At 60.6% G+C, this 20,892-nt stretch carries 18 protein-coding genes; 13 read left to right on the forward strand and 5 right to left on the reverse strand.

Going from position 1 to position 20,892, the window contains the following annotated elements; translation table 11 throughout:
- Positions 1-114: 114 nt before the first annotated feature.
- Positions 115-978 carry an MBL fold metallo-hydrolase gene (locus JBO08_RS23360; protein WP_065872346.1) on the forward strand — a complete coding sequence of 288 codons (864 nt, stop codon included), beginning with the start codon at positions 115-117 and terminating at the stop codon, positions 976-978.
- Positions 979-1,115: 137 nt separating this feature from the next.
- Here JBO08_RS23360 and bkdR read toward each other — a convergent pair whose 3' ends face one another.
- Positions 1,116-1,604: a Bkd operon transcriptional regulator BkdR gene (gene bkdR / locus JBO08_RS23365; RefSeq protein WP_065872347.1), complete on the reverse strand. Its 489-nt coding sequence runs from the start codon at positions 1,602-1,604 to the stop codon at positions 1,116-1,118.
- A gap of 195 nt (positions 1,605-1,799) precedes the next feature.
- Between bkdR and JBO08_RS23370 the strand changes: the two genes are divergently transcribed.
- From JBO08_RS23370 to JBO08_RS23390, 5 genes are all read left to right on the forward strand, one after another.
- Positions 1,800-3,035: a 3-methyl-2-oxobutanoate dehydrogenase (2-methylpropanoyl-transferring) subunit alpha gene (locus JBO08_RS23370; RefSeq protein WP_220074959.1), complete on the forward strand. Its 1,236-nt coding sequence runs from the start codon at positions 1,800-1,802 to the stop codon at positions 3,033-3,035.
- 1 nt (position 3,036) lies between these two features.
- Positions 3,037-4,095, forward strand: a complete 1,059-nt coding sequence (locus JBO08_RS23375; RefSeq protein ID WP_065879992.1) for an alpha-ketoacid dehydrogenase subunit beta — start codon at positions 3,037-3,039, stop codon at positions 4,093-4,095.
- Positions 4,096-5,355 carry a dihydrolipoamide acetyltransferase family protein gene (locus JBO08_RS23380; RefSeq protein ID WP_220074958.1) on the forward strand — a complete coding sequence of 420 codons (1,260 nt, stop codon included), beginning with the start codon at positions 4,096-4,098 and terminating at the stop codon, positions 5,353-5,355. It abuts the gene before it with no gap.
- Between the two features lie 3 nt (positions 5,356-5,358).
- Entirely contained in the window at positions 5,359-6,738 is a 1,380-nt protein-coding gene (gene lpdA / locus JBO08_RS23385) for a dihydrolipoyl dehydrogenase (protein WP_220074957.1), read from the forward strand.
- 224 nt (positions 6,739-6,962) lie between these two features.
- Positions 6,963-7,982 carry a branched-chain amino acid aminotransferase gene (locus JBO08_RS23390; protein ID WP_065872351.1) on the forward strand — a complete coding sequence of 340 codons (1,020 nt, stop codon included), beginning with the start codon at positions 6,963-6,965 and terminating at the stop codon, positions 7,980-7,982.
- Between the two features lie 143 nt (positions 7,983-8,125).
- Here the strand turns inward: JBO08_RS23390 and JBO08_RS23395 are convergent, their stop codons facing one another.
- Positions 8,126-9,019, reverse strand: coding sequence for a GNAT family acetyltransferase (locus JBO08_RS23395; RefSeq protein WP_220074956.1), 894 nt, complete (start codon positions 9,017-9,019; stop codon positions 8,126-8,128).
- A gap of 332 nt (positions 9,020-9,351) precedes the next feature.
- Between JBO08_RS23395 and JBO08_RS23400 the strand changes: the two genes are divergently transcribed.
- The gene (locus tag JBO08_RS23400; RefSeq protein ID WP_065879995.1) at positions 9,352-10,398 is read left to right on the forward strand and encodes an ornithine cyclodeaminase; all 1,047 of its coding nucleotides are present in this window, start codon (positions 9,352-9,354) and stop codon (positions 10,396-10,398) included.
- A gap of 121 nt (positions 10,399-10,519) precedes the next feature.
- On the forward strand, positions 10,520-11,017 hold the full coding sequence (locus JBO08_RS23405; protein WP_016974875.1) for an Lrp/AsnC family transcriptional regulator: 498 nt from the start codon (positions 10,520-10,522) through the stop codon (positions 11,015-11,017).
- 11 nt (positions 11,018-11,028) lie between these two features.
- Here the strand turns inward: JBO08_RS23405 and JBO08_RS23410 are convergent, their stop codons facing one another.
- Positions 11,029-12,312, reverse strand: a complete 1,284-nt coding sequence (locus tag JBO08_RS23410; protein WP_065872353.1) for a Zn-dependent hydrolase — start codon at positions 12,310-12,312, stop codon at positions 11,029-11,031.
- A gap of 160 nt (positions 12,313-12,472) precedes the next feature.
- Positions 12,473-13,960, reverse strand: coding sequence for an NCS1 family nucleobase:cation symporter-1 (locus tag JBO08_RS23415; RefSeq protein ID WP_220074955.1), 1,488 nt, complete (start codon positions 13,958-13,960; stop codon positions 12,473-12,475).
- A gap of 591 nt (positions 13,961-14,551) precedes the next feature.
- Between JBO08_RS23415 and hydA the strand changes: the two genes are divergently transcribed.
- The 3 genes from hydA to preA all read left to right on the forward strand — a co-directional run bounded on the left by hydA (position 14,552) and on the right by preA (position 18,794).
- Positions 14,552-15,991 carry a dihydropyrimidinase gene (gene hydA, locus JBO08_RS23420; RefSeq protein WP_065946142.1) on the forward strand — a complete coding sequence of 480 codons (1,440 nt, stop codon included), beginning with the start codon at positions 14,552-14,554 and terminating at the stop codon, positions 15,989-15,991.
- Between the two features lie 161 nt (positions 15,992-16,152).
- Positions 16,153-17,520: an NAD(P)-dependent oxidoreductase gene (locus tag JBO08_RS23425; protein WP_065872394.1), complete on the forward strand. Its 1,368-nt coding sequence runs from the start codon at positions 16,153-16,155 to the stop codon at positions 17,518-17,520.
- Positions 17,520-18,794 carry an NAD-dependent dihydropyrimidine dehydrogenase subunit PreA gene (preA, locus tag JBO08_RS23430; RefSeq protein ID WP_065889248.1) on the forward strand — a complete coding sequence of 425 codons (1,275 nt, stop codon included), beginning with the start codon at positions 17,520-17,522 and terminating at the stop codon, positions 18,792-18,794. The genes JBO08_RS23425 and preA overlap by 1 nt, the downstream gene beginning before the upstream one ends.
- A 122-nt stretch (positions 18,795-18,916) precedes the next feature.
- On the opposite strand, the gene JBO08_RS23435 is transcribed toward preA, so the two are convergent.
- Entirely contained in the window at positions 18,917-19,537 is a 621-nt protein-coding gene (locus tag JBO08_RS23435; protein ID WP_049709047.1) for a TetR/AcrR family transcriptional regulator, read from the reverse strand.
- Between the two features lie 116 nt (positions 19,538-19,653).
- Here JBO08_RS23435 and copC point away from each other — a divergent pair, with 116 nt between their 5' ends.
- Together copC and copD are read left to right on the forward strand one after the other, a co-directional pair.
- The gene (copC, locus tag JBO08_RS23440) at positions 19,654-20,019 is read left to right on the forward strand and encodes a copper homeostasis periplasmic binding protein CopC (RefSeq protein WP_065879999.1); all 366 of its coding nucleotides are present in this window, start codon (positions 19,654-19,656) and stop codon (positions 20,017-20,019) included.
- Positions 20,020-20,022: 3 nt separating this feature from the next.
- Entirely contained in the window at positions 20,023-20,880 is an 858-nt protein-coding gene (gene copD, locus JBO08_RS23445) for a copper homeostasis membrane protein CopD (protein WP_065880000.1), read from the forward strand.
- The last annotated feature ends 12 nt before the right edge of the window (positions 20,881-20,892 follow it).

Raw genomic sequence — 20,892 nt, forward strand, 5'->3', positions numbered from 1 at the left:
CGTCCCGTTACAGGTCGATCCTTTGCCTCGGACCGTTTTTTTCCCTTAAGCTCGCAAGCCTATGTGGAAAACATCTCGAATGTAAGCCGCAATCCGCTACCAAGGACCGCCGCCATGCCCGCGTTGATTCAAGCCTTTCTGGATGAGGCATCGTCGACCTACACCTATGTCCTACATGAAGCGGATGATGGCCCCTGTGCCATCGTCGACTCGGTGCTCAATTACGACCCGGCCTCCGGGCGCACCGACACACGCCAGGCCGACAAAGTAATCGCCTATGTGCGTGAACATCGCTTGCAGGTGCAATGGCTGCTGGAAACCCATGCCCATGCCGATCACCTGTCCGCCGCGCCGTACTTGCGCCGCACGCTGGGCGGCAAGATCGCCATCGGTCAGTCCATCAGCAAAGTGCAGGGCGTGTTCAAGAACCTGTTCAACCTCGAACCGGAGTTTCGTGCCGACGGCTCGCAGTTCGATCACTTGTTTGCGCCGGATGAAATCTTTTATATCGGCAACATCAAGGCACAGGCCCTGCACGTGCCTGGGCATACGCCGGCGGACATGGCCTATTTGATCGACGATCGAATGATTCTGGTGGGTGACACGTTGTTCATGCCGGATGTGGGTACGGCGCGGTGTGATTTTCCCGGTGGGGATGCGCGGCAGCTGTATGCGTCGATGCGCACGTTGCTGGCCTTTCCTTTGGAGACCGAATTGTACGTATGCCACGACTACCCGCCTGAGGGGCGTGAGGCGAAATGCCTGACAACCGTGGCTGAGCAGCGCGCGGGTAACATTCATGTGCATGACGGGGTGGATGAGGCGGCATTTGTAGAGATGCGTACAACGCGCGATGCGGGGCTGGGGATGCCGACGTTGCTGTTGCCGGCGATCCAGGTGAACGTGCGAGCGGGGAATATGCCGCCGGCAGAGAGCAATGGGGTGACTTACCTGAAGATCCCACTCAATCAACTTTGAAATGTTTAACCCTGTGGGAGCTGGTTTGCCTGCGATAGCGGTGGGCCAGTTGGCTCACTTGCTACTGACACACCGCTTTCGCAGGCAAGCCAGCTCCCACATTTTGGACTGTGTTTGGTCAGTGAGATCGGTGGTGTTCAGGAACCCAGGTTGATGCCGTTGGCGGGTAGCGGCAGTGCGGTTTTGTAACGCACTTGCTTGAGGGCAAAGCTGGAGCGGATGTTGGCGACGCCTGGCACTTTGGTCAGGAAGTCCATCATGAAGCGTTCCAGTGACTGGATCGTCGGTACCAGCACGCGAATCAGGTAGTCCGGGTCGCCGGCCATCAGGTAGCACTCCATCACTTCAGGGCGGTCGGCGATTGCGCCTTCGAACTGTTGCAACGCCAGCTCATTCTGTTTTTCCAGGCTGACGTGGATGAACACGTTGACGTGCAGCCCCAGCAGGTCGGCGTCCAGCAAGGTCACCTGCTCGCGAATCAAGCCCAATTCCTCCATCGCCTTCACCCGGTTGAAACACGGCGTGGGCGACAGGTTGACCGAGCGGGCCAGGTCGGCGTTGGTGATGCGGGCGTTCTCCTGCAAGGCGTTGAGAATGCCGATATCAGTACGGTCCAGTTTGCGCATGAGACAAAATCACCTGTTTATTATGGTTATGCAGTTTTTTTATCCGCAAATGATCCCGAGCGCAATGAAACACAGATAAATATTCTTCTACGCCCCGCCTATGATTGTTGTAGGACAAGATTTCTCCTATCCGGAGACTGACTGTCAGCTAGCGCGCCCACTACAAGAAATTCACAAGATAGAGCGTAGAAAGCCATGACCCAGCAGTATGAACCACTGCGCCTGCACGTCCCTGAACCCTCGGGCCGCCCAGGCTGCAAGACCGACTTTACCTACCTGCGCCTGACCGACGCGGGCCTGGTGCGCAAACCCGCCATCGACGTAGAACCTGCCGACACCGCCGACCTCGCCAAAGGCCTGATCCGCGTGCTCGACGACCAGGGCCAGGCCCTGGGCCCGTGGGCCGAAGGTGTCCCCGTCGAGATCTTGCGCAAAGGCATGCGCGCCATGCTCAAGACGCGGATCTTCGACAACCGCATGGTGGTCGCCCAGCGTCAGAAAAAAATGTCGTTCTACATGCAAAGCCTTGGCGAAGAAGCCATCGGCAGCGCCCAGGCCCTGGCCTTGAACATCGACGACATGTGCTTCCCCACCTACCGCCAGCAAAGCATCCTGATGGCCCGCGACGTGCCACTGTTGGACCTGATCTGCCAACTGCTGTCCAACGAGCGTGACCCGCTCAAGGGTCGCCAGTTGCCGATCATGTATTCGGTAAAAGACGCCGGTTTCTTCACCATTTCCGGCAACCTCGCCACCCAATTCGTCCAAGGCGTGGGCTGGGGCATGGCCTCGGCGATCAAGGGCGATACCAAGATCGCCTCCGCCTGGATCGGCGACGGTGCCACCGCCGAGTCCGACTTCCACACGGCCCTCACCTTCGCCCACGTGTACCGCGCGCCGGTGATTCTCAACGTGGTGAATAACCAGTGGGCCATCTCCACCTTCCAGGCCATTGCCGGCGGTGAAGCCACAACGTTCGCCGGACGCGGCGTGGGTTGCGGTATCGCCTCCCTGCGCGTGGACGGTAACGACTTCATCGCGGTGTACGCCGCTTCCGCCTGGGCCGCCGAGCGTGCGCGCCGCAACCTCGGGCCGACGCTGATCGAGTGGGTCACCTACCGCGCGGGGCCGCACTCCACCTCTGATGATCCGTCGAAATACCGTCCAGCCGATGACTGGAGCCACTTCCCCCTGGGCGACCCGATTGCCCGCCTCAAGCAGCACCTGATCCGCATTGGCCAGTGGTCCGAAGAGGAACACGCGGTAATCAGTGCCGAACTTGAGGCCGAAGTGGTCAAGGCGCAGAAAGAAGCCGAACAGTACGGCACCCTCGCCGGCGGCCAGATTCCAAGCGCCGCGACCATGTTCGAAGACGTTTATAAAGAGATGCCGGAGCACTTGAAGCGCCAGCGTCAAGAGTTGGGGATCTGACATGAACGATCACAACAACAGTATTGAAGTGGAAACCGCCATGACCACCACTACCATGACCATGATCCAGGCGCTGCGCTCGGCCATGGACGTGATGCTTGAGCGTGATAACAACGTGGTGGTTTTCGGTCAGGACGTGGGCTATTTCGGCGGCGTATTCCGTTGCACCGAAGGCTTGCAGACCAAATACGGCAGCTCGCGCGTGTTTGACGCGCCGATCTCCGAAAGCGGCATTATCGGCGTGGCGGTGGGCATGGGTGCCTACGGCCTGCGCCCGGTCGCCGAGATCCAGTTCGCCGACTATGTCTACCCCGCCACCGACCAGATCATCTCCGAAGCCGCACGTCTGCGTTATCGCTCGGCCGGCCAGTTCACCGCACCGTTGACCATGCGCATGCCGTGTGGCGGCGGTATCTACGGTGGTCAGACCCACAGCCAAAGTATCGAAGCGGTGTTCACCCAAGTCTGTGGGTTGCGCACGGTCATGCCGTCCAACCCGTATGACGCCAAGGGTTTGCTGATCGCCTCCATCGAAAACGATGACCCGGTGATCTTCCTTGAGCCAAAACGCCTGTACAACGGCCCGTTCGATGGCCATCACGACCGCCCGGTAACCCCGTGGTCGAAACACCCGCAAGCGCAAGTCCCGGACGGTTATTACACCGTGCCGCTGGACGTGGCCGCCATCGTGCGTCCCGGCTCGGCCGTCACCGTGCTGACCTACGGCACCACCGTGTATGTGTCGCAAGTCGCCGCCGAAGAAACCGGCATCGACGCCGAAGTCATCGACCTGCGCAGCCTATGGCCACTGGACCTGGAAACCATCGTCAAGTCGGTGAAAAAGACCGGTCGTTGTGTGGTGGTGCACGAAGCCACCCGTACCTGCGGCTTTGGCGCCGAGCTGGTAGCGCTGGTTCAGGAGCATTGCTTCCACTACCTGGAAGCGCCGATCGAACGCGTGACCGGTTGGGACACCCCCTACCCGCACGCGCAGGAGTGGGCGTATTTCCCAGGCCCGTCCCGAGTGGGCGCGGCGTTGAAACGGGTCATGGAGGTCTGAATGGGCACTCACGTTATCAAGATGCCGGACATTGGCGAAGGCATCGCAGAAGTTGAATTGTCGGTTTGGCACGTGAAGGTCGGCGACATGGTCGTCGAAGACCAGGTGCTGGCGGATGTCATGACCGACAAGGCGATGGTGGATATCCCCTCGCCGGTGCATGGCAAGGTGATTTCCCTCGGCGGCGAGCCAGGCGAAGTCATGGCCGTAGGCAGTATCTTGATCAGTATTGAAGTGGAAGGTGCCGGCAACGCCAAGGAAGCGCCCGCCGCGAAGGAAGCGCCGAAGGCCGCCCCTGTGGTGGAGGCCAAGCCTGCGCCGGCGGCGGTTGAGAGCAAACCTGTACCGGTGATCGCGGCCCCGGCGCCTGTTGCCCGTGAAGCCGACGACCGCCCGCTGGCCTCCCCGGCTGTGCGCAAACACGCATTGGACGCCGGGATTCAGCTGCGCCTGGTCCAGGGCTCGGGCCCGGCGGGCCGGATTCTGCACGAAGATGTGGACGCTTACTTGCTCCAGGGTCCGACGCAAAATAAAAACGCAGCCAACCCCTACGCCGAACGCAACACCGAGGAACAGATCCCGGTGATCGGCATGCGCCGCAAGATCGCCCAGCGCATGCAGGACGCCACCCGGCGCGCCGCGCATTTCAGCTATGTGGAAGAGATCGACGTCACCGCCCTCGAAGAGCTGCGTGTGCACCTCAACGAAAAACACGGCGCCACGCGCGGCAAGCTGACGTTGCTGCCGTTCATCGTGCGCGCCATGGTTGTGGCCCTGCGTGACTTCCCACAGATCAATGCGCGCTACGACGACGAAGCCCAGGTCATCACCCGTCTCGGCGCGGTGCATGTGGGCGTCGCCACCCAGAGCGACGTCGGCTTGATGGTGCCGGTGGTACGTCACGCCGAAGCCCGCAGCCTGTGGGGCAATGCCGAGGAAATCGCACGCCTGGCCACCGCCGCGCGCAATGGGAAGGCCAGCCGCGATGAGCTGTCAGGTTCCACCATCACGTTGACCAGCCTGGGTGCACTCGGCGGCATCGTCAGCACGCCGGTCTTGAACCTGCCAGAAGTGGCCATCGTTGGCGTCAATCGCATCGTCGAACGGCCAATGGTGATCAAGGGCCAGATCGTGGTGCGCAAGATGATGAACCTCTCCAGCTCCTTCGATCACCGCGTGGTCGATGGCATGGACGCGGCGCAATTCATCCAGGCCATTCGTGGCCTGCTCGAACAACCCGCCAGCCTGTTTCTGGAGTAAGGCATGTCTCAGACCTTGAATACCACGCTGCTGATTGTCGGCGGCGGCCCTGGCGGTTATGTGGCAGCGATTCGCGCCGGCCAACTGGGCATCCAGACCATCCTGGTGGAAGGCCAGGCGCTCGGCGGCACCTGCCTGAATATCGGCTGCATTCCGTCCAAGGCCTTGATCCACGTGGCCGAGCAATTCCAGCAAACCATCCACCACAGCCAGAGCTCGAAACTGGGCATTGAAGTGGATGTGCCGACCCTGGACATCCGCAAAAGCGTGGAATGGAAAGACGGCATCGTCGACCGCCTGACCACGGGCGTCGCTGCGCTATTGAAGAAACACAAGGTGCAAGTGATCCACGGCTGGGCCAAGGTGGTGGACGGCAAGACCGTCGACGTCGGCGACCAACGCATTCAGTGCGAACATCTATTGCTGGCCACCGGTTCGAAAAGCGTCAACTTGCCGATGCTGCCGATTGGCGGGCCGATCATCTCCTCCACCGAAGCCCTGGCGCCAACACGCGTGCCCAAGCGACTGATCGTGGTAGGTGGGGGTTATATCGGGCTGGAGCTGGGCATTGCCTACCGCAAGCTCGGCGCCGAGGTCAGTGTGGTCGAGGCCCAGGACCGCATCCTGCCAGCCTATGACGCCGAACTGACCCAACCTGTGAATGAATCCCTCAAGCAACTGGGGGTAAAACTGTACCTCAAGCACAGCGTCACCGGTTTTGCGGACAACTGCCTGCAAGTGCGCGATCCGAATGGCGACACGTTGTCGCTGGAAACGGACCAGGTGCTGGTCGCCGTAGGCCGCAAACCCAATACCCAAGGCTGGAACCTCGAAGCGCTGAACCTGGACATGAACGGTGCGGCGATCAAGATCGACAACCACTGCCAGACCAGCATGCGCAACGTATGGGCCATCGGCGACCTGAGCGGCGAACCGATGCTTGCGCACCGCGCCATGGCTCAGGGCGAAATGGTGGCCGAACTGATCAGCGGTCAATCCCGCGAATTCAACCCGGCCGCGATCCCGGCGGTGTGCTTTACCGACCCGGAGCTGGTAGTGGTCGGCAAGACCCCAGACGAGGCCACGGCTGCCGGCCTGGACTGCATCGTGTCGAGCTTCCCGTTCGCCGCCAATGGCCGGGCCATGACCCTGGAGTCGAAAACCGGCTTCGTGCGCGTCGTTGCACGCCGTGACAATCATCTGATCGTCGGCTGGCAAGCGGTTGGCGTTGGCGTCTCGGAACTGTCCACCGCGTTCGGCCTGAGCCTGGAAATGGGCGCACGCCTGGAAGACGTTGCCGGCACCATCCACGCCCACCCGACCCTCGGCGAGGCCGTGCAGGAAGCCGCCTTAAGGGCCCTGGGCCACGCGCTACACCTGTAAAACCGCAGCGAGGCGATTGCAGGCAAGCCAGCTCCCACAGGAGAATGCAATCCAAATGTGGGAGCTGGCTTGCCTGCGATAGCGGCGGATCAGCCAATACACAGGCTGAATGGCCCACCCACCTGCTCCCACACCGGCCAAGAATGAAGTATTGTTGCGCCCATCCAGTAAAAAACCGACAAGCCTGCTTCTGACCAGGCGGTTGACCAGAGATAGAGGGTGTCATGGGTAACGAAAGCATCAATTGGGACAAGCTGGGTTTTGACTACATCAAGACCGACAAGCGGTTTCTCCAGGTCTGGAAAAACGGCGAATGGCAAGAAGGCACCCTGACCGACGACAACGTGCTGCACATCAGCGAGGGCTCCACCGCCCTGCACTACGGTCAGCAATGCTTCGAAGGCCTCAAGGCCTACCGCTGCAAGGACGGCTCGATCAACTTGTTCCGCCCGGACCAGAACGCCGCCCGGATGCAGCGCAGCTGCGCCCGTCTGCTGATGCCGCATGTGCCGACCGACGTGTTCATCGACGCCTGCAAACAAGTGGTCAAGGCCAACGAGCGGTTCATCCCGCCGTACGGCAGTGGCGGCGCGCTGTACCTGCGCCCATTCGTGATCGGCACCGGTGAAAACATCGGCGTACGTACCGCACCGGAGTTCATCTTCTCGGTATTCGCGATCCCGGTCGGCGCCTACTTCAAAGGTGGCCTGGTGCCACACAACTTCCAGATCTCCACCTTCGACCGCGCCGCGCCACAAGGCACCGGTGCCGCCAAGGTCGGTGGCAACTACGCCGCCAGCCTGATGCCAGGTTCGGAAGCGAAAAAAGCCGGTTTCGCCGATGCGATCTACCTGGACCCGATGACTCACTCGAAAATCGAAGAAGTCGGCTCGGCCAACTTCTTCGGGATCACCCACGACAACCAGTTCATCACGCCGAAGTCGCCTTCGGTGCTGCCAGGCATCACCCGCCTGTCGCTGATCGAACTGGCCCAGACCCGCCTGGGCCTGAAAGTGGTCGAGGGCGAAGTGCTCATCGATAAGCTGGACCAGTTCAAGGAAGCCGGCGCCTGCGGTACTGCTGCGGTCATCTCGCCAATCGGCGGCATCCAGTACAACGGCAAGCTGCACGTGTTCCACAGCGAAACCGAAGTCGGCCCGATCACCCAGAAGCTCTACAAAGAGCTGACCGGCGTACAGACCGGCGAAGTCGAAGCCCCAGCAGGCTGGATCGTCAAGGTCTAACCAGAACACCCGCTACACCCGCTACACCACAAAACCCTGTGGGAGCTGGCTTGCCTGCGATAGCAGTAGATCAGTCACTGTCAATATTGACTGACACACCGCTATCGCAGGCAAGCCAGCTCCTACATTTGTTTCCGGTGTTCTCAGGATTGAGCCGGAATATTCCCCAAAAGCTTCTTCCCCATACTTATCCTCGGCTCCACCCCATACCCCAGCGCCTCATAAAACCCCACAACCGCATCATTCCCCCCGATGATCTGCAGGTTGATCTTCATACAACCCAAGGCAGTCAACGCCTGTTCCGCATGCCTCACCAGCGAGGAACCCAGGCCATGCCGCCGATAATCCGCGTGCACCGCCACCGAATACAGCCACCCACGATGCCCGTCATACCAGGCAAGCACAGTACCGATCACGGCCTTTTTATCCGTCGCGACGAAAAACAGCCCATCGTTGACCGCCAGCTTTTTATCGATCGCCAGGCTTGGCACGTTATGCGCCGTCTCGTAACCAAAAGCCTCCTGCCATAACGCAACCACCTGCGCCCGATGCTGACGGTCGCGATACGGGCCGATGGGATGCCGGGACAGCAGCGCCTTGTCCATCACCAACGTGCGCTCGTTGCCATGGTAAACATCGCGCACGGTGTGAAACCCCAGTTTGGTATAGAACGGCTCGGCGGTCAGCGATGACGGCACACTCAGTACCGTCACCCCGGCCTCACGGGCGCGCAGTTCGATCTCGATCATCAACAGCCGGCCAATGCCCTGCCCTTGCAGCGCCGGATTGACGAACACCGAGCGCACTACATTGGCGTCCAGGGCCGCCGTGGCAACGATCACCTGATCCTTGATCGCCACCAGCACCACCCGGCGCGTGAGCAGCGCCAGCACGGCCTCCGGGGTAAAATGGGTCGCAACCCGCGCAATCACATCCGCCGGGTAATCCCGTGCATTGCTGCTGTGCAAAGCCGCCAGGATGACCTGGCTGATCCCCTCGGCATCGGCGGGTTGGGCAAGACGTACGGCGGTCGACATGATTCCTCCTGACTGACACAGCTATAACAACCACTACCATACCAATGTGAGAGCTGGCTTGCCTGCGATGGCGGTCCGTCAGTCGACATCTGCGGCACTGACCCAGCGCCATCGCAGGCGAGCCAGCTCCCACATTTTTAGTGCATTTCAGACTAAACAGCCGATTCGGCTGCGCTACTGTCCTTTTCAGCTTTCCCGGCTGAGCCATCCCTGCGTTTCAGCCGGGATAATCCGCCGATAACCCACACAATAACCCGACGTACTTGCCTGCGGTGCCGCCTCACGCGCAGCAGAAAACGCTGAATGCCCCCTCGAATAACAAGGAGTCTCACATGACCCGCTACATCGACGTCAACGATCTCTGCTACCTGGTCTCGCAAAAAAGCCTGTCCACCTGCATCACCGAGATGGCCGAGTACATCCGCGCCGACTACCTGCGCTGGCAGGACTTCGAAAAATGCGCGCGCCTGGCCAACCACTCGCCGGATGGCGTGATCGAACTGATGCCGGTATCCGACGCGTCGCTGTATGCCTTCAAGTACGTCAATGGCCATCCTAAGAACACCCTGGCCGGCATGCTCACCGTGATGGCTTTCGGCGCGCTGGGCGATGTCGACACGGGCAAACCGGTGCTGCTGGCGGAAATGACCCTGACTACCGCGATTCGCACTGCCGCCACCTCGGCCCTGGTCGCCCGCTACCTGGCCCGCGACAACAGCCGCAGCATGGCGCTGATCGGCAACGGCTCGCAGAGCGAATTCCAGGCCCTGGCCTTCCATGCCATGCTTGGCATCAATGAGATCCGCCTGTTCGATATCGATGCCAAGGCCACCGCCAAACTGGCGGCCAACCTCAAGGCGTTCCCGGCGATCAAGGTGATCCTGGCCGGCAGCGTGGCCGAAGCCGTGAAAGGTGCGGACATCGTCACCACCGTCACCGCCGACAAGGCCTATGCCACTATCCTCACCGATGACATGATCGAACCCGGCATGCACCTTAACGCGGTCGGTGGCGACTGCCCTGGCAAGACCGAGCTGGACCGACGTATCGTCGAGCGCGCCCGGGTGATCGTCGAGTACGAACCGCAAAGCCGCATCGAAGGTGAAATCCAGCACATGCCGGACAATTCGCCGGTGACCGAACTCTGGCAAGTGATCAACGGCCAGCAGCCCGGCCGCGAAAATGCGCACCAAGTGACCCTGTTCGATTCGGTGGGGTTTGCCATCGAAGATTACTCGGCCCTGCGCTACGTGCTGGACGTGGCCAAGGCGCTGGACGTGGGCAGCGACCTGGAGCTGGTGCCGGACCTGGCCGACCCGAAAGACCTGTTCGCACGCCTGGCGCAGCAACCACGCGTGCAACAGAAAAAGCGCGCCTGAGGCGTGTTGCAAGCCCTCAACCGCATACAGACGTTGACGGAGGAAGGCCGTACCATGTGACGGGTCCGGCAAACGCGAGACGTTTGCCGCCATTTTTTCTCAACCGTTTGAAGTGAACCCCATGGATACCAAGGCCAACGGACCCCATTCTTCCCCCGCGCTGGACCGCATCGATGAAGCCATCATCGAAGTGCTGCGGCACCAGGGGCGTATCACCTACGAAAAGCTCTCGTCGCTGGTGCACCTCACGCCTCGGCCCTGCCTGGAGCGGGTGCGCAAGCTGGAGCGACGCGGGGTGATCCGTGGGTATGGGGCGATCATTGATGTGCAGATGGTCTCACCAGGCCTGTCGTTGCTGGTGTTGGTGGCCTTGTCCAACCAGAGCGGGCGTTCGGCGCAAAAAGCCTTCGAAGCGTGTGTGAAGGCCTGCCCGCAGGTGTTCGAGTGCCAGCTGATCAGCGGCCCGTTTGACTACAGCCTACGCATGCGCTGCCGGGACATGGAGCACTACCGGGTGCTGACCGAGACCTGGTTGAACAATGACGAGTTGCACATTGATAAATTGGTGGCGCATCCGGAGTTGGCGGTGGTGAAAAACACCGCCACCGAATTGGCCTGAGCGGACGCCATTCAGGCCGCCAGTTTGCCGCTGGCGATGGCCGCCGACGCGGCCACCATCGCCCTTAGCAGCACCGCACACCCCGCCGCCAAGTCATCCGGCGCGGCGTTTTCGATTTCGTTATGGCTGATGCCGCCTTCACAGGGCACAAAAATCATCCCCGCCGGGCCCAGTTCGGCAACAAAGATCGCGTCATGCCCTGCCCCGCTGACGATGTCCATGTTCGACAACCCCAGCCCATTCGCGGCATCACGCACAGCGTCCACGCAGCCCTTGTCGAAATACAGTGGTGGAAAATCTGCCGTAGGTTCCATCTCGAAACTCAAACCGTGCTTGGCGCACGTTTCATCGATCACCTTGCGTACTTCGGCAATCATCGAGTCCAGCCGCGCCGGCTCCAGGTGACGGAAGTCCAGGGTCATGCGCACTTCCCCCGGAATGACGTTGCGCGAACCGGGGTAAGCCTGCAGGCAGCCAACGGTGCCGCACGCATGCGGTTGATGCCCAAGCGCCGCCGCATTGACCGCCGCCACCACCGCCGCCGCGCCCACCAGGGCATCCTTGCGCAGGTGCATCGGTGTCGGTCCCGCGTGCGCTTCGACCCCGCGCAGTTTCAGGTCAAACCACTTTTGCCCAAGGGCGCCCAGCACCACGCCAATGGTCTTTTTCTCGTCTTCAAGAATCGGCCCCTGTTCGATATGCGCCTCGAAATAGGCGCCTACCTTGTGCCCACTGACCGGCCGCGAACCCGCATAGCCAATCGCGTTCAGCGCGTCGCCCACGCTGACGCCGTCCACGTCCACCTTGGCCAGGGTGTCCGCCAGGGTGAATTTCTCGGCAAACACCCCCGAGCCCATCATGCAGGGCGGAAAGCGCGAACCCTCTTCGTTGGTCCACACCACCACTTCCAATGGCGCCTCGGTCTCAACGTTGAGGTCATTGAGCGTACGCAGCACCTCCACACCCGCCAGCACACCGAAGCAACCGTCGAACTTACCGCCGGTGGGCTGGGTGTCGATATGGCTGCCAGTCATCACTGGCGGCAGGTTGGGGTTGCGTCCCGGGCGACGGGCGAAGATGTTGCCGATGCCGTCGACGGTCACGGTGCAACCCGCCTCTTCGCACCACTGCACAAACAGGTCGCGGGCCTTGCGATCAAGGTCGGTGAGCGCCAGGCGACACACACCGCCCTTGGGGGTGGCGCCGAGTCTGGCCAGGTCCATCAACGACTGCCACAGGCGGTCGCGGTTGATGTGCTGATGGGTGGATTGCAGTACGTCGAGGGCAGCGTTCATGGGGATCTCCTCAGGCAATATTTCTTATGATTGGAATGCGGTCAAAAATGTGGGAGCGGGCTTGCTCGCGAATGCAGTCTGTCAGTTGATAAATGCGGTGATTGACACACCGCATTCGCGAGCAAGCCCGCTCCCACATTTGGATTGCATTTCAACTTATTTACAGCGGTGTTTTCACTGCGGCCGGGCTGACACCACGCTTCGCATTCAGCCCGTAATACAACACGCCACCCAGCGCCGATCCGGTAAACCAGCCGTAGCTGTAGAACCAGCTGAATGCATCGCTGCCCAGCGACAGCAGGGTCAGCACCACCGGCACGCCAAACGCGATAAATCCGCTCCAGTTCCACGCCGGGTACACGTCGTCGCGGTACAGCCCTGCGAGATCGAGCTGTTGTTTTCGCGTGATGAAGTAGTCCACCACCATGATCCCGGCGATCGGTCCCAGCAGGCTTGAATAACCCAGCAACCAATTGGAATAGACGGTTTCCAGGCTCACATCGGAAACGATCAACCCGAGCTTCTTCAGCAGTTCATGCCCCATCAACGCCAACCCGACCAGACCGGTGAGCATCACGGCGGTGGTGCGGTTGATCAGCTTGGGCGCGATGTTCTGAAAGTCATTGGTGGGTGAAACAATGTTCGCGGCGGTGTTGGTGGACAAGGTCGCGACGATGATCAGCGCCATCGCCACGGCGACCCACACCGGGCTCTGGATATGGCCGATCAGGGTCACCGGGTCGGACACGCTCACACCCACCAGTTTTACCGACGCGGCGGTCATGATCACGCCAAGGGAGGCGAACAGGAACATGGTCAGCGGCAGGCCGAAAATCTGCCCGAGGATCTGGTCCTTCTGGCTTTTGGCGTAGCGGCTGAAGTCCGGAATATTCAGCGACAACGTCGCCCAGAAACCCACCATCGCCGTGAGGCCGGCCATGAAGTAACCGGTGAGGCTCGCCCCTTCGGGGCGCTTGGGTGGGATCGCCATCAACTCGCTGATCGACACATTAGGCATCGCCCACACCAGCAAACCAATCCCCACTGCCACCAGCAGCGGTGCCGACAGGGTTTCCAGGCGTTTGATCGACTCGGCGCCGCGCAGTACCACCCATAGATTCAACGTCCAGAAAACCATGAAACCGATCACTTCACCGGACCCGCCAAGGGACTTCCAGCCCTCGAAAATCGAGCCCAGGAACAGGTGAATCGCCAGCCCGCCAAACATCGTCTGGATACCAAACCAGCCGCACGCCACCAGCGCCCGGATCAGGCACGGCACATTCGAACCGAGGATGCCGAACGATGAGCGCAACAACACCGGAAACGGTATGCCGTACTTGGTGCCAGGGAAGGCGTTGAGGGTCAACGGGATCAGCACCACGATATTGGCCAGCAGGATCGCCATCAGCGCTTCACCCACCGACAACCCGAAATACGCGGTAAGCACCCCACCCAGCGTATAGGTGGGCACGCAGATCGACATGCCGACCCACAACGCAGTGATGTGCCACTTGTTCCAAGTGCGTTCGTGCACCTTGGTCGGTGCCATGTCGTGGTTGTAGCGAGGGCTGTCGAGGACGTCGGGGCCGGCGTCTAGCTCGTACAGGCCGTTGCGTTCAATGACTTGCGATCTGTTCTGTTGCATGGCCGCTCCACGGTTTTTTCGAATTATTTTTGCTCATCCAGCGCTGTGCGCTGGATGGCCGGAGTACCTCGTAAACAACATGACATCACGGGTCCGGCCAGCCGCCACTGCACTCAATATCCGTGCCGACAACCCACCTTGAACCCGCACCGCTTATATAACGTGCTGATGTTTATCAGCTTTCCGACTTATCCCTCGGTACTTGCCGCACTGCTCAGGCTAAACAATGCGAAAGTTGTCCGAACCTTCAGGACTCAATCTGGTGCAACACAATTATTTTTATTTCCCACCCCCGTCAAGAGGCATATCTCAAGCGTCTGATTTGCAATAAGAAATGTTGCTCAATTTAAGAACCTGTCAAGTGCGTCAAAATGGTGAGCGAGCGCTACATTTTGGTGATTTATGTTTTTTATACATATAAATCAATAACTTAATATGGATATATACTTATAAAAAATCTTCTTGCCCAATCGAAAAACTCGGGCTAGTTTCTATTCCTGTCACCGATGACAGGAATCACCCCGCCATCGGTAAGCAGCATTACAACACTTAGAACTGGCACAAGCCGGTCAAGCCTGTGAGGAACTCGACATGTCGCTGTTGATCCGTGGCGCCACCGTTATTACCCATGATGAAAGTTACCGCGCCGATGTTTTATGCGCAGGCGGTCTCATTCGGGCCATTGGCACGAATCTGGAGATTCCCGCAGGCACTCAAACACTCGACGGCAGCGGCCAATTCTTGATGCCCGGCGGCATCGACCCCCATACCCATATGCAATTGCCCTTCATGGGGACCGTGGCCAGTGAAGACTTTTTCAGTGGCACGGCGGCAGGCCTGGCGGGGGGCACCACGTCGATCATCGACTTTGTGATTCCCAACCCACAGCAACCCTTGATGGAAGCGTTTCACCAGTGGCGCGGCTGGGCGGAAAAATCCGCCTCCGACTACGGTTTCCACGTGGCGATCACCTGGTGGAGCGAGCAGGTGCGCGAGGAAATGGCCGAACTGGTCAGCCACCACGGCATCAACAGCTTCAAGCACTTCATGGCCTACAAGAACGCGATCATGGCGGCAGATGACACTCTGGTCGCCAGCTTCGAACGCTGCCTGGAACTGGGCGCGGTGCCCACGGTGCATGCTGAGAACGGCGAGTTGGTGTATCACCTGCAACGCAAGCTGATGGCCCAGGGCATCACCGGCCCGGAAGCGCACCCGCTGTCGCGCCCGTCCCAGGTAGAAGGCGAAGCGGCCAGCCGCGCCATTCGCATCGCCGAAACCATCGGCACGCCGTTGTACCTGGTGCACGTGTCCACCAAGGAAGCGCTGGATGAAATCACCTACGCCCGCAGCAAAGGCCAACCGGTGTATGGCGAAGTGCTCGCCGGCCACCTGCTGCTGGACGACAGCGTCTACCAGCACCCTGACTGGCAGACCGCCGCCGGCTACGTGATGAGCCCACCCTTCCGCCCGCGCGGGCATCAGGAAGCGCTGTGGCATGGTTTGCAGTCCGGCAACCTGCACACCACCGCGACCGACCACTGCTGCTTCTGCGCCGAGCAAAAAGCCGCTGGCCGTGACGACTTCAGCAAGATCCCCAATGGCACTGCCGGTATCGAAGACCGCATGGCGCTGCTGTGGGATGAGGGGGTCAACACCGGGCGCCTGTCGATGCAGGAGTTCGTTGCGCTGACCTCCACCAATACCGCGAAGATCTTCAACCTTTATCCGCGCAAAGGCGCGATCCGCGTGGGCGCCGATGCGGATCTGGTGCTGTGGGACCCCGAGGGTACACGGACCATTTCCGCCAAGACTCATCATCAGAAAGTCGACTTCAACATCTTCGAAGGCAAGACCGTGCGCGGCGTGCCGAGCCATACCATCAGCCAGGGCAAGCTGGTCTGGGCCGATGGCGACCTGCGCGCCGAACGCGGTGCCGGGCGGTATGTGGAGCGGCCGGCGTATCCGGCGGTGTTTGAGCAGTTGAGCAAGCGGGCGGCGTATTCCAAGCCCACTGCTGTGAAACGCTGAAAGCGGCCTTCGGCCTATCGCAGGCAAGCCCGACTCCCACATTTGAACTGTGTGAACCCGACCAAATGTGGGAGCTGGCTTGCCTGCGAAGAGGCCAGCACAGACAACAAAAAACCAATGCCCATCAGAGGCAGTACCTCAACTACCGTGAGGCCAACACCGTGATCCAGACCCTGACCCACCTCCCCCATCCCGCTGAGGATGGACCCACGCTCGCCAGCCATTTCACCGACCTGGCGCCACCACTCAACGCCCGCCAGGCCCAACTGGAAGCCTCGCGCTGCCTGTATTGCTACGACGCACCGTGCGTGAACGCATGCCCCAGCGAAATCGACATTCCGTCGTTCATCCGCAATATCCACACCGAAAACGTGCAAGGCGCCGCGCAGAAGATCCTCTCGGCCAATATCCTTGGCGGCAGTTGCGCTCGGGTGTGTCCCACCGAGATCCTCTGCCAGCAGGCTTGCGTGCGTAACAACGCCGAAGAATGCGCCCCGGTGCTGATCGGCTTGCTGCAACGTTATGCAATCGACAACGCACACTTCAGCGAACACCCCTTCCACCGCGCCGCGCCGACCGGCAAACGCATCGCCGTGGTCGGCGCCGGGCCGGCAGGCTTGGCCTGCGCCCATCGCAGCGCCTTGCACGGCCATGACGTGGTGATCTTCGAAGCCCGGGAAAAAGCCGGTGGCCTGAATGAATACGGGATCGCCAAGTACAAACTGGTGGATGACTTTGCGCAGAAGGAACTGGATTTCCTCCTGCAGATCGGCGGCATCGAGATCCGCCACGGCCAGCGCTTGGGCGACAACCTGACCTTGAGCGACCTGCACCAGCAATTCGACTCAGTCTTCCTCGGCCTCGGGCTGGCCGCCAGTAAACAGCTCGGTTTAGCCCACGAGGACGCGCCCGGCCTGCTTGCCGCCACCGACTACATCCGCGAGCTGCGCCAAGCCGACGACCTGACCCAACTGCCCCTGGCCGACCGCTGCATTGTGCTCGGTGCCGGCAACACCGCCATCGACATGGCCGTGCAAATGGCCCGCCTCGGTGCTCGTGATGTGAACCTCGTCTACCGTCGAGGGTTGGCAGATATGGGCGCCACCCACCACGAACAGGACATCGCCAAAGCCAACCAGGTCCGCCTGCTGACCTGGGCCCAGCCTGAAGAAGTGCTGCTGGATGAGCAGGGCCACGTGCGCGGCATGCGCTTCCAGCGCACGCGCCTGGAAAACGGCCGCCTGCACCCTACCGGCGAAACCTTCGAACTGGCCGCCGATGCAATCTTCAAGGCCATCGGCCAAGGGTTTGACAGCGAGGCCCTGCACGATCCGCTGGCCCAGCAACTGCAGCGTGTCGGTGAAAGAATCTTCGTCGATGAACAACTGCGCACCAGCATTCCCGGTGTATACGCCGGCGGCGATTGCGTCAGCCTCGGCCAGGACCTCACCGTGCAGGCAGTGCAACACGGCAAGCTGGCCGCTGAAGCCATGCACGCCCAACTCATGCTGAATGTGGAGGCTGCGTAATGGCCGATCTCTCGATTGTGTTCGCCGGTATCAAAGCCCCCAACCCGTTCTGGCTGGCCTCCGCGCCGCCCACCGACAAGGCCTACAACGTGGTCCGTGCCTTTGAAGCCGGCTGGGGCGGCGTGGTGTGGAAAACCCTGGGCGAAGACCCGGCGGCGGTCAACGTGTCGTCACGTTACTCGGCGCACTACGGCGCCAACCGTGAAGTGCTGGGCATCAATAACATCGAGCTGATCACTGACCGCTCCCTGGAGATCAACCTGCGGGAAATCACCCAGGTGAAAAAGGACTGGCCCGACCGCGCGCTGATCGTGTCGCTGATGGTGCCGTGCGTTGAGGAATCCTGGAAAAACATCCTGCCGTTGGTAGAAGCCACCGGTTGCGACGGTATTGAGCTGAACTTCGGCTGCCCCCACGGCATGCCCGAGCGAGGCATGGGCGCGGCGGTCGGCCAGGTGCCGGAGTATGTGGAGCAGGTCACGCGCTGGTGCAAGACGTATTGCTCGCTGCCGGTGATCGTCAAGCTCACGCCGAATATCACCGACATTCGCGTGGCGGCGCGCGCGGCGTATCGCGGTGGCGCGGATGCGGTGTCGCTTATCAACACCATCAACTCCATCACCAGCGTCGACCTGGAACGCATGGTCGCGCTGCCAGTGGTCGGCACGCAAAGCACCCACGGCGGTTACTGCGGTTCAGCGGTGAAGCCAATTGCGCTGAACATGGTCGCCGAGATCGCCCGTGACCCGCAGACACAGGGCCTGCCGATCTGCGGCATTGGCGGCATCGGCAACTGGCGCGACGCGGCGGAATTCGTTGCCCTGGGCTGTGGCGCGGTGCAGGTGTGCACGGCGGCAATGCTGCATGGGTTTCGGATTGTGGAAGAGATGAAGGACGGGCTGTCGCGCTGGATGGACAGCCAGGGTTACGCCAGCCTGCAGGAGTTTTCCGGGCGCGCGGTGGGTAATACGACGGATTGGAAGTACCTGGATATCAACTATCAGGTGATTGCGAAGATCGATCAGGAAGCCTGTATTGGCTGCGGACGTTGCCATATTGCCTGTGAGGATACGTCGCACCAGGCGATTGCCAGTTTGAAATTGGCGGATGGCACGCATAAGTACGAAGTGATCGATGATGAATGTGTGGGCTGCAATTTGTGCCAGATCACCTGCCCGGTGGCCGACTGCATCGAGATGGTGCCGATCGACTCGGGCAAGCCGTATTTGAACTGGACGCAGGATCCGAGGAATCCCTATCGCGAGGCTGTGTAGCTCTCTAGATCGTTATCGCAGGCAAGCCAGCTCCCACATTCGATTGCATTCCTCCAGGAAGAATGCGCTCAACTGTGGGAGCAGGCTTGCCTGTGATGAGGCCTTAAGCCTCACCGCACAGCTCAAGGTTCCAACCCTATCCCCCGCAGAATCACCCCCGTCACCGTCTGTATCGCCTTCTCGAACTGCATATCCGACAACGGCTGGTGATCATTCAGGATCTTCACCTGATGATCAAAGTCGGCATAGTGCTGGGTCGAGGCCCAGATCATGTACAGCAGGCTCGACGGCTCAACTGGCAGGATGCGTTTGTCCTCCACCCACTGGCGAATCTTCGCTTCCTTCATCTTGGCCCAGTCGTACAGGCTTTCATCCAGCGCCTCACCGAGTGTCGGCGCGCCGTGGATGATTTCATTGGCCCAGACTTTCGAGCCATACGGCCGGGTGCGCGAGCGCTGCATCTTGGCGCGGATGTAACTGCTGAGCACCACCCGTGGGTCATCAAAGGTCTCGAAGCTCAGGGCGTCCTGCTTCCACACTTCCAGCAGGTCGAACAGCACCGCGCTGTACAGCTCACTTTTGGTGGTGAAGTAGTAGTGCAGGTTGGAGCGCGGCAGTTGCACTTCTTCGGCGATATCCGCCATGGCGGTGCTGCCATAGCCTTTTTCGGCGAAGATTTTCTCCGCCGCCAGCAGGATTTTTTCGACGTTGACCCGACGAATTCCGATCTTGTGATTGCCCATGAGGGCTCCCTGACAACGAGAGAGCCCAAAGACTACCATCCGCTCTAGATCGGGGCGACAGGCTGAACCGAAACTTCGTACACTGCCTGCTCCTGCCCATTGATTGGTATTGAACAATGTTGATCAAGAAAACCCTGACCTCCGTCGCCCTGCTCGCATCCTTACTGGGGGCTTCGGCAGCGTTTGCCCATGCTCACCTGAAAAGCGCCACACCCGCCGCCGACAGCACCGTCGCCGCCCCCGATGCTCTGCGCCTGACCTTCAGTGAAGGCGTCGAGGCCACCTTCACCAAGGTGTCCCTGAGCAAGGACGGCACGGAAATCGCCATCAAGGGCCTGGAAACCCCGGACGCCGACAAGAAAACCCTGGTAGTGACGCCTGCCGCCCCACTCGCTGCTGGTAACTACAAAGTGGTGTGGAACGCCGTCTCGGTCGATACCCACAAGAGCAATGGCGAATACAGCTTCAAGGTCGGCCGATAACCCATGGCGACCCTGCTGGTGCTGTGCCGTTTCCTGCATTTCATCGTCGTGTTGCTGATGTTCGGGGCCTGTGCGTTCAGGCCCTGGCTATTGGGCGCTGAACCGCAACCGGTGCTGGACCGGCAACTCGAACGTATCATCCGCAGCCTCGCTGGGTTGGGCCTGTTTTCCGGCGTCGCCTGGTTGCTGTTGATCACCGCCAGTATGGCGGGCAGCTGGGACGCGGCGTTGCAACCGGCCACCCTCCAGTTGGTGCTGGGCAAAACCTTTTTTGGCCAGGTGTGGGTCTGGCATTTGCTGCTGAACCTGTTGCTGGTGATGGTGCTGATCAAACCCTGGCCGCTATTGCGCCTGCCGTTGACCGCATTGCTGCTGGCGACCCTCGCCCCTGTGGGTCATGGCGCCATGCTGGATGGGCTCAGCGGGCAATTGCTGATCCTTAATCAGGTGGTGCACCTGGTCTGCGTGGGCGCGTGGCTTGGGGGGTTGCTGGTGCTGGTGCTGATCCTGCGGCAACCGCAAGGTATTGCGCTGGAGCCAGTCCTGCGGCGTTTCAGCGGCGTGGGTTATGGCTTGGTTGCCGGTTTGCTGGTGACCGGGTTGATTAATGTGCGCGTGTTGACCGGGCAGCTGTGGCCGACGCCATTGTTCAGCGGGTTTGCGCTGATTCTGTTGATCAAGGTGATGTTAGTGTTAGGTATGTTGGCCCTGGCGTTGCTGAATCGATTGCGTCTTGAGCATTGCGAACAGCGACTGGGCGCCTTGAAGGCCAGTGTGATGATTGAATGGTTACTAGGTGTTTCAGCGGTAGCCGCTGTCTCCCTCCTCGGAACCCTGCCGCCGATGGTCATCGCAGGCTAAATCATGTGGGAG

It is taken from the genome of Pseudomonas sp. LAP_36, assembly GCF_019456785.1.
In the GTDB taxonomy this organism is placed as follows: Bacteria; Pseudomonadota; Gammaproteobacteria; order Pseudomonadales; family Pseudomonadaceae; genus Aquipseudomonas; species Aquipseudomonas tritici.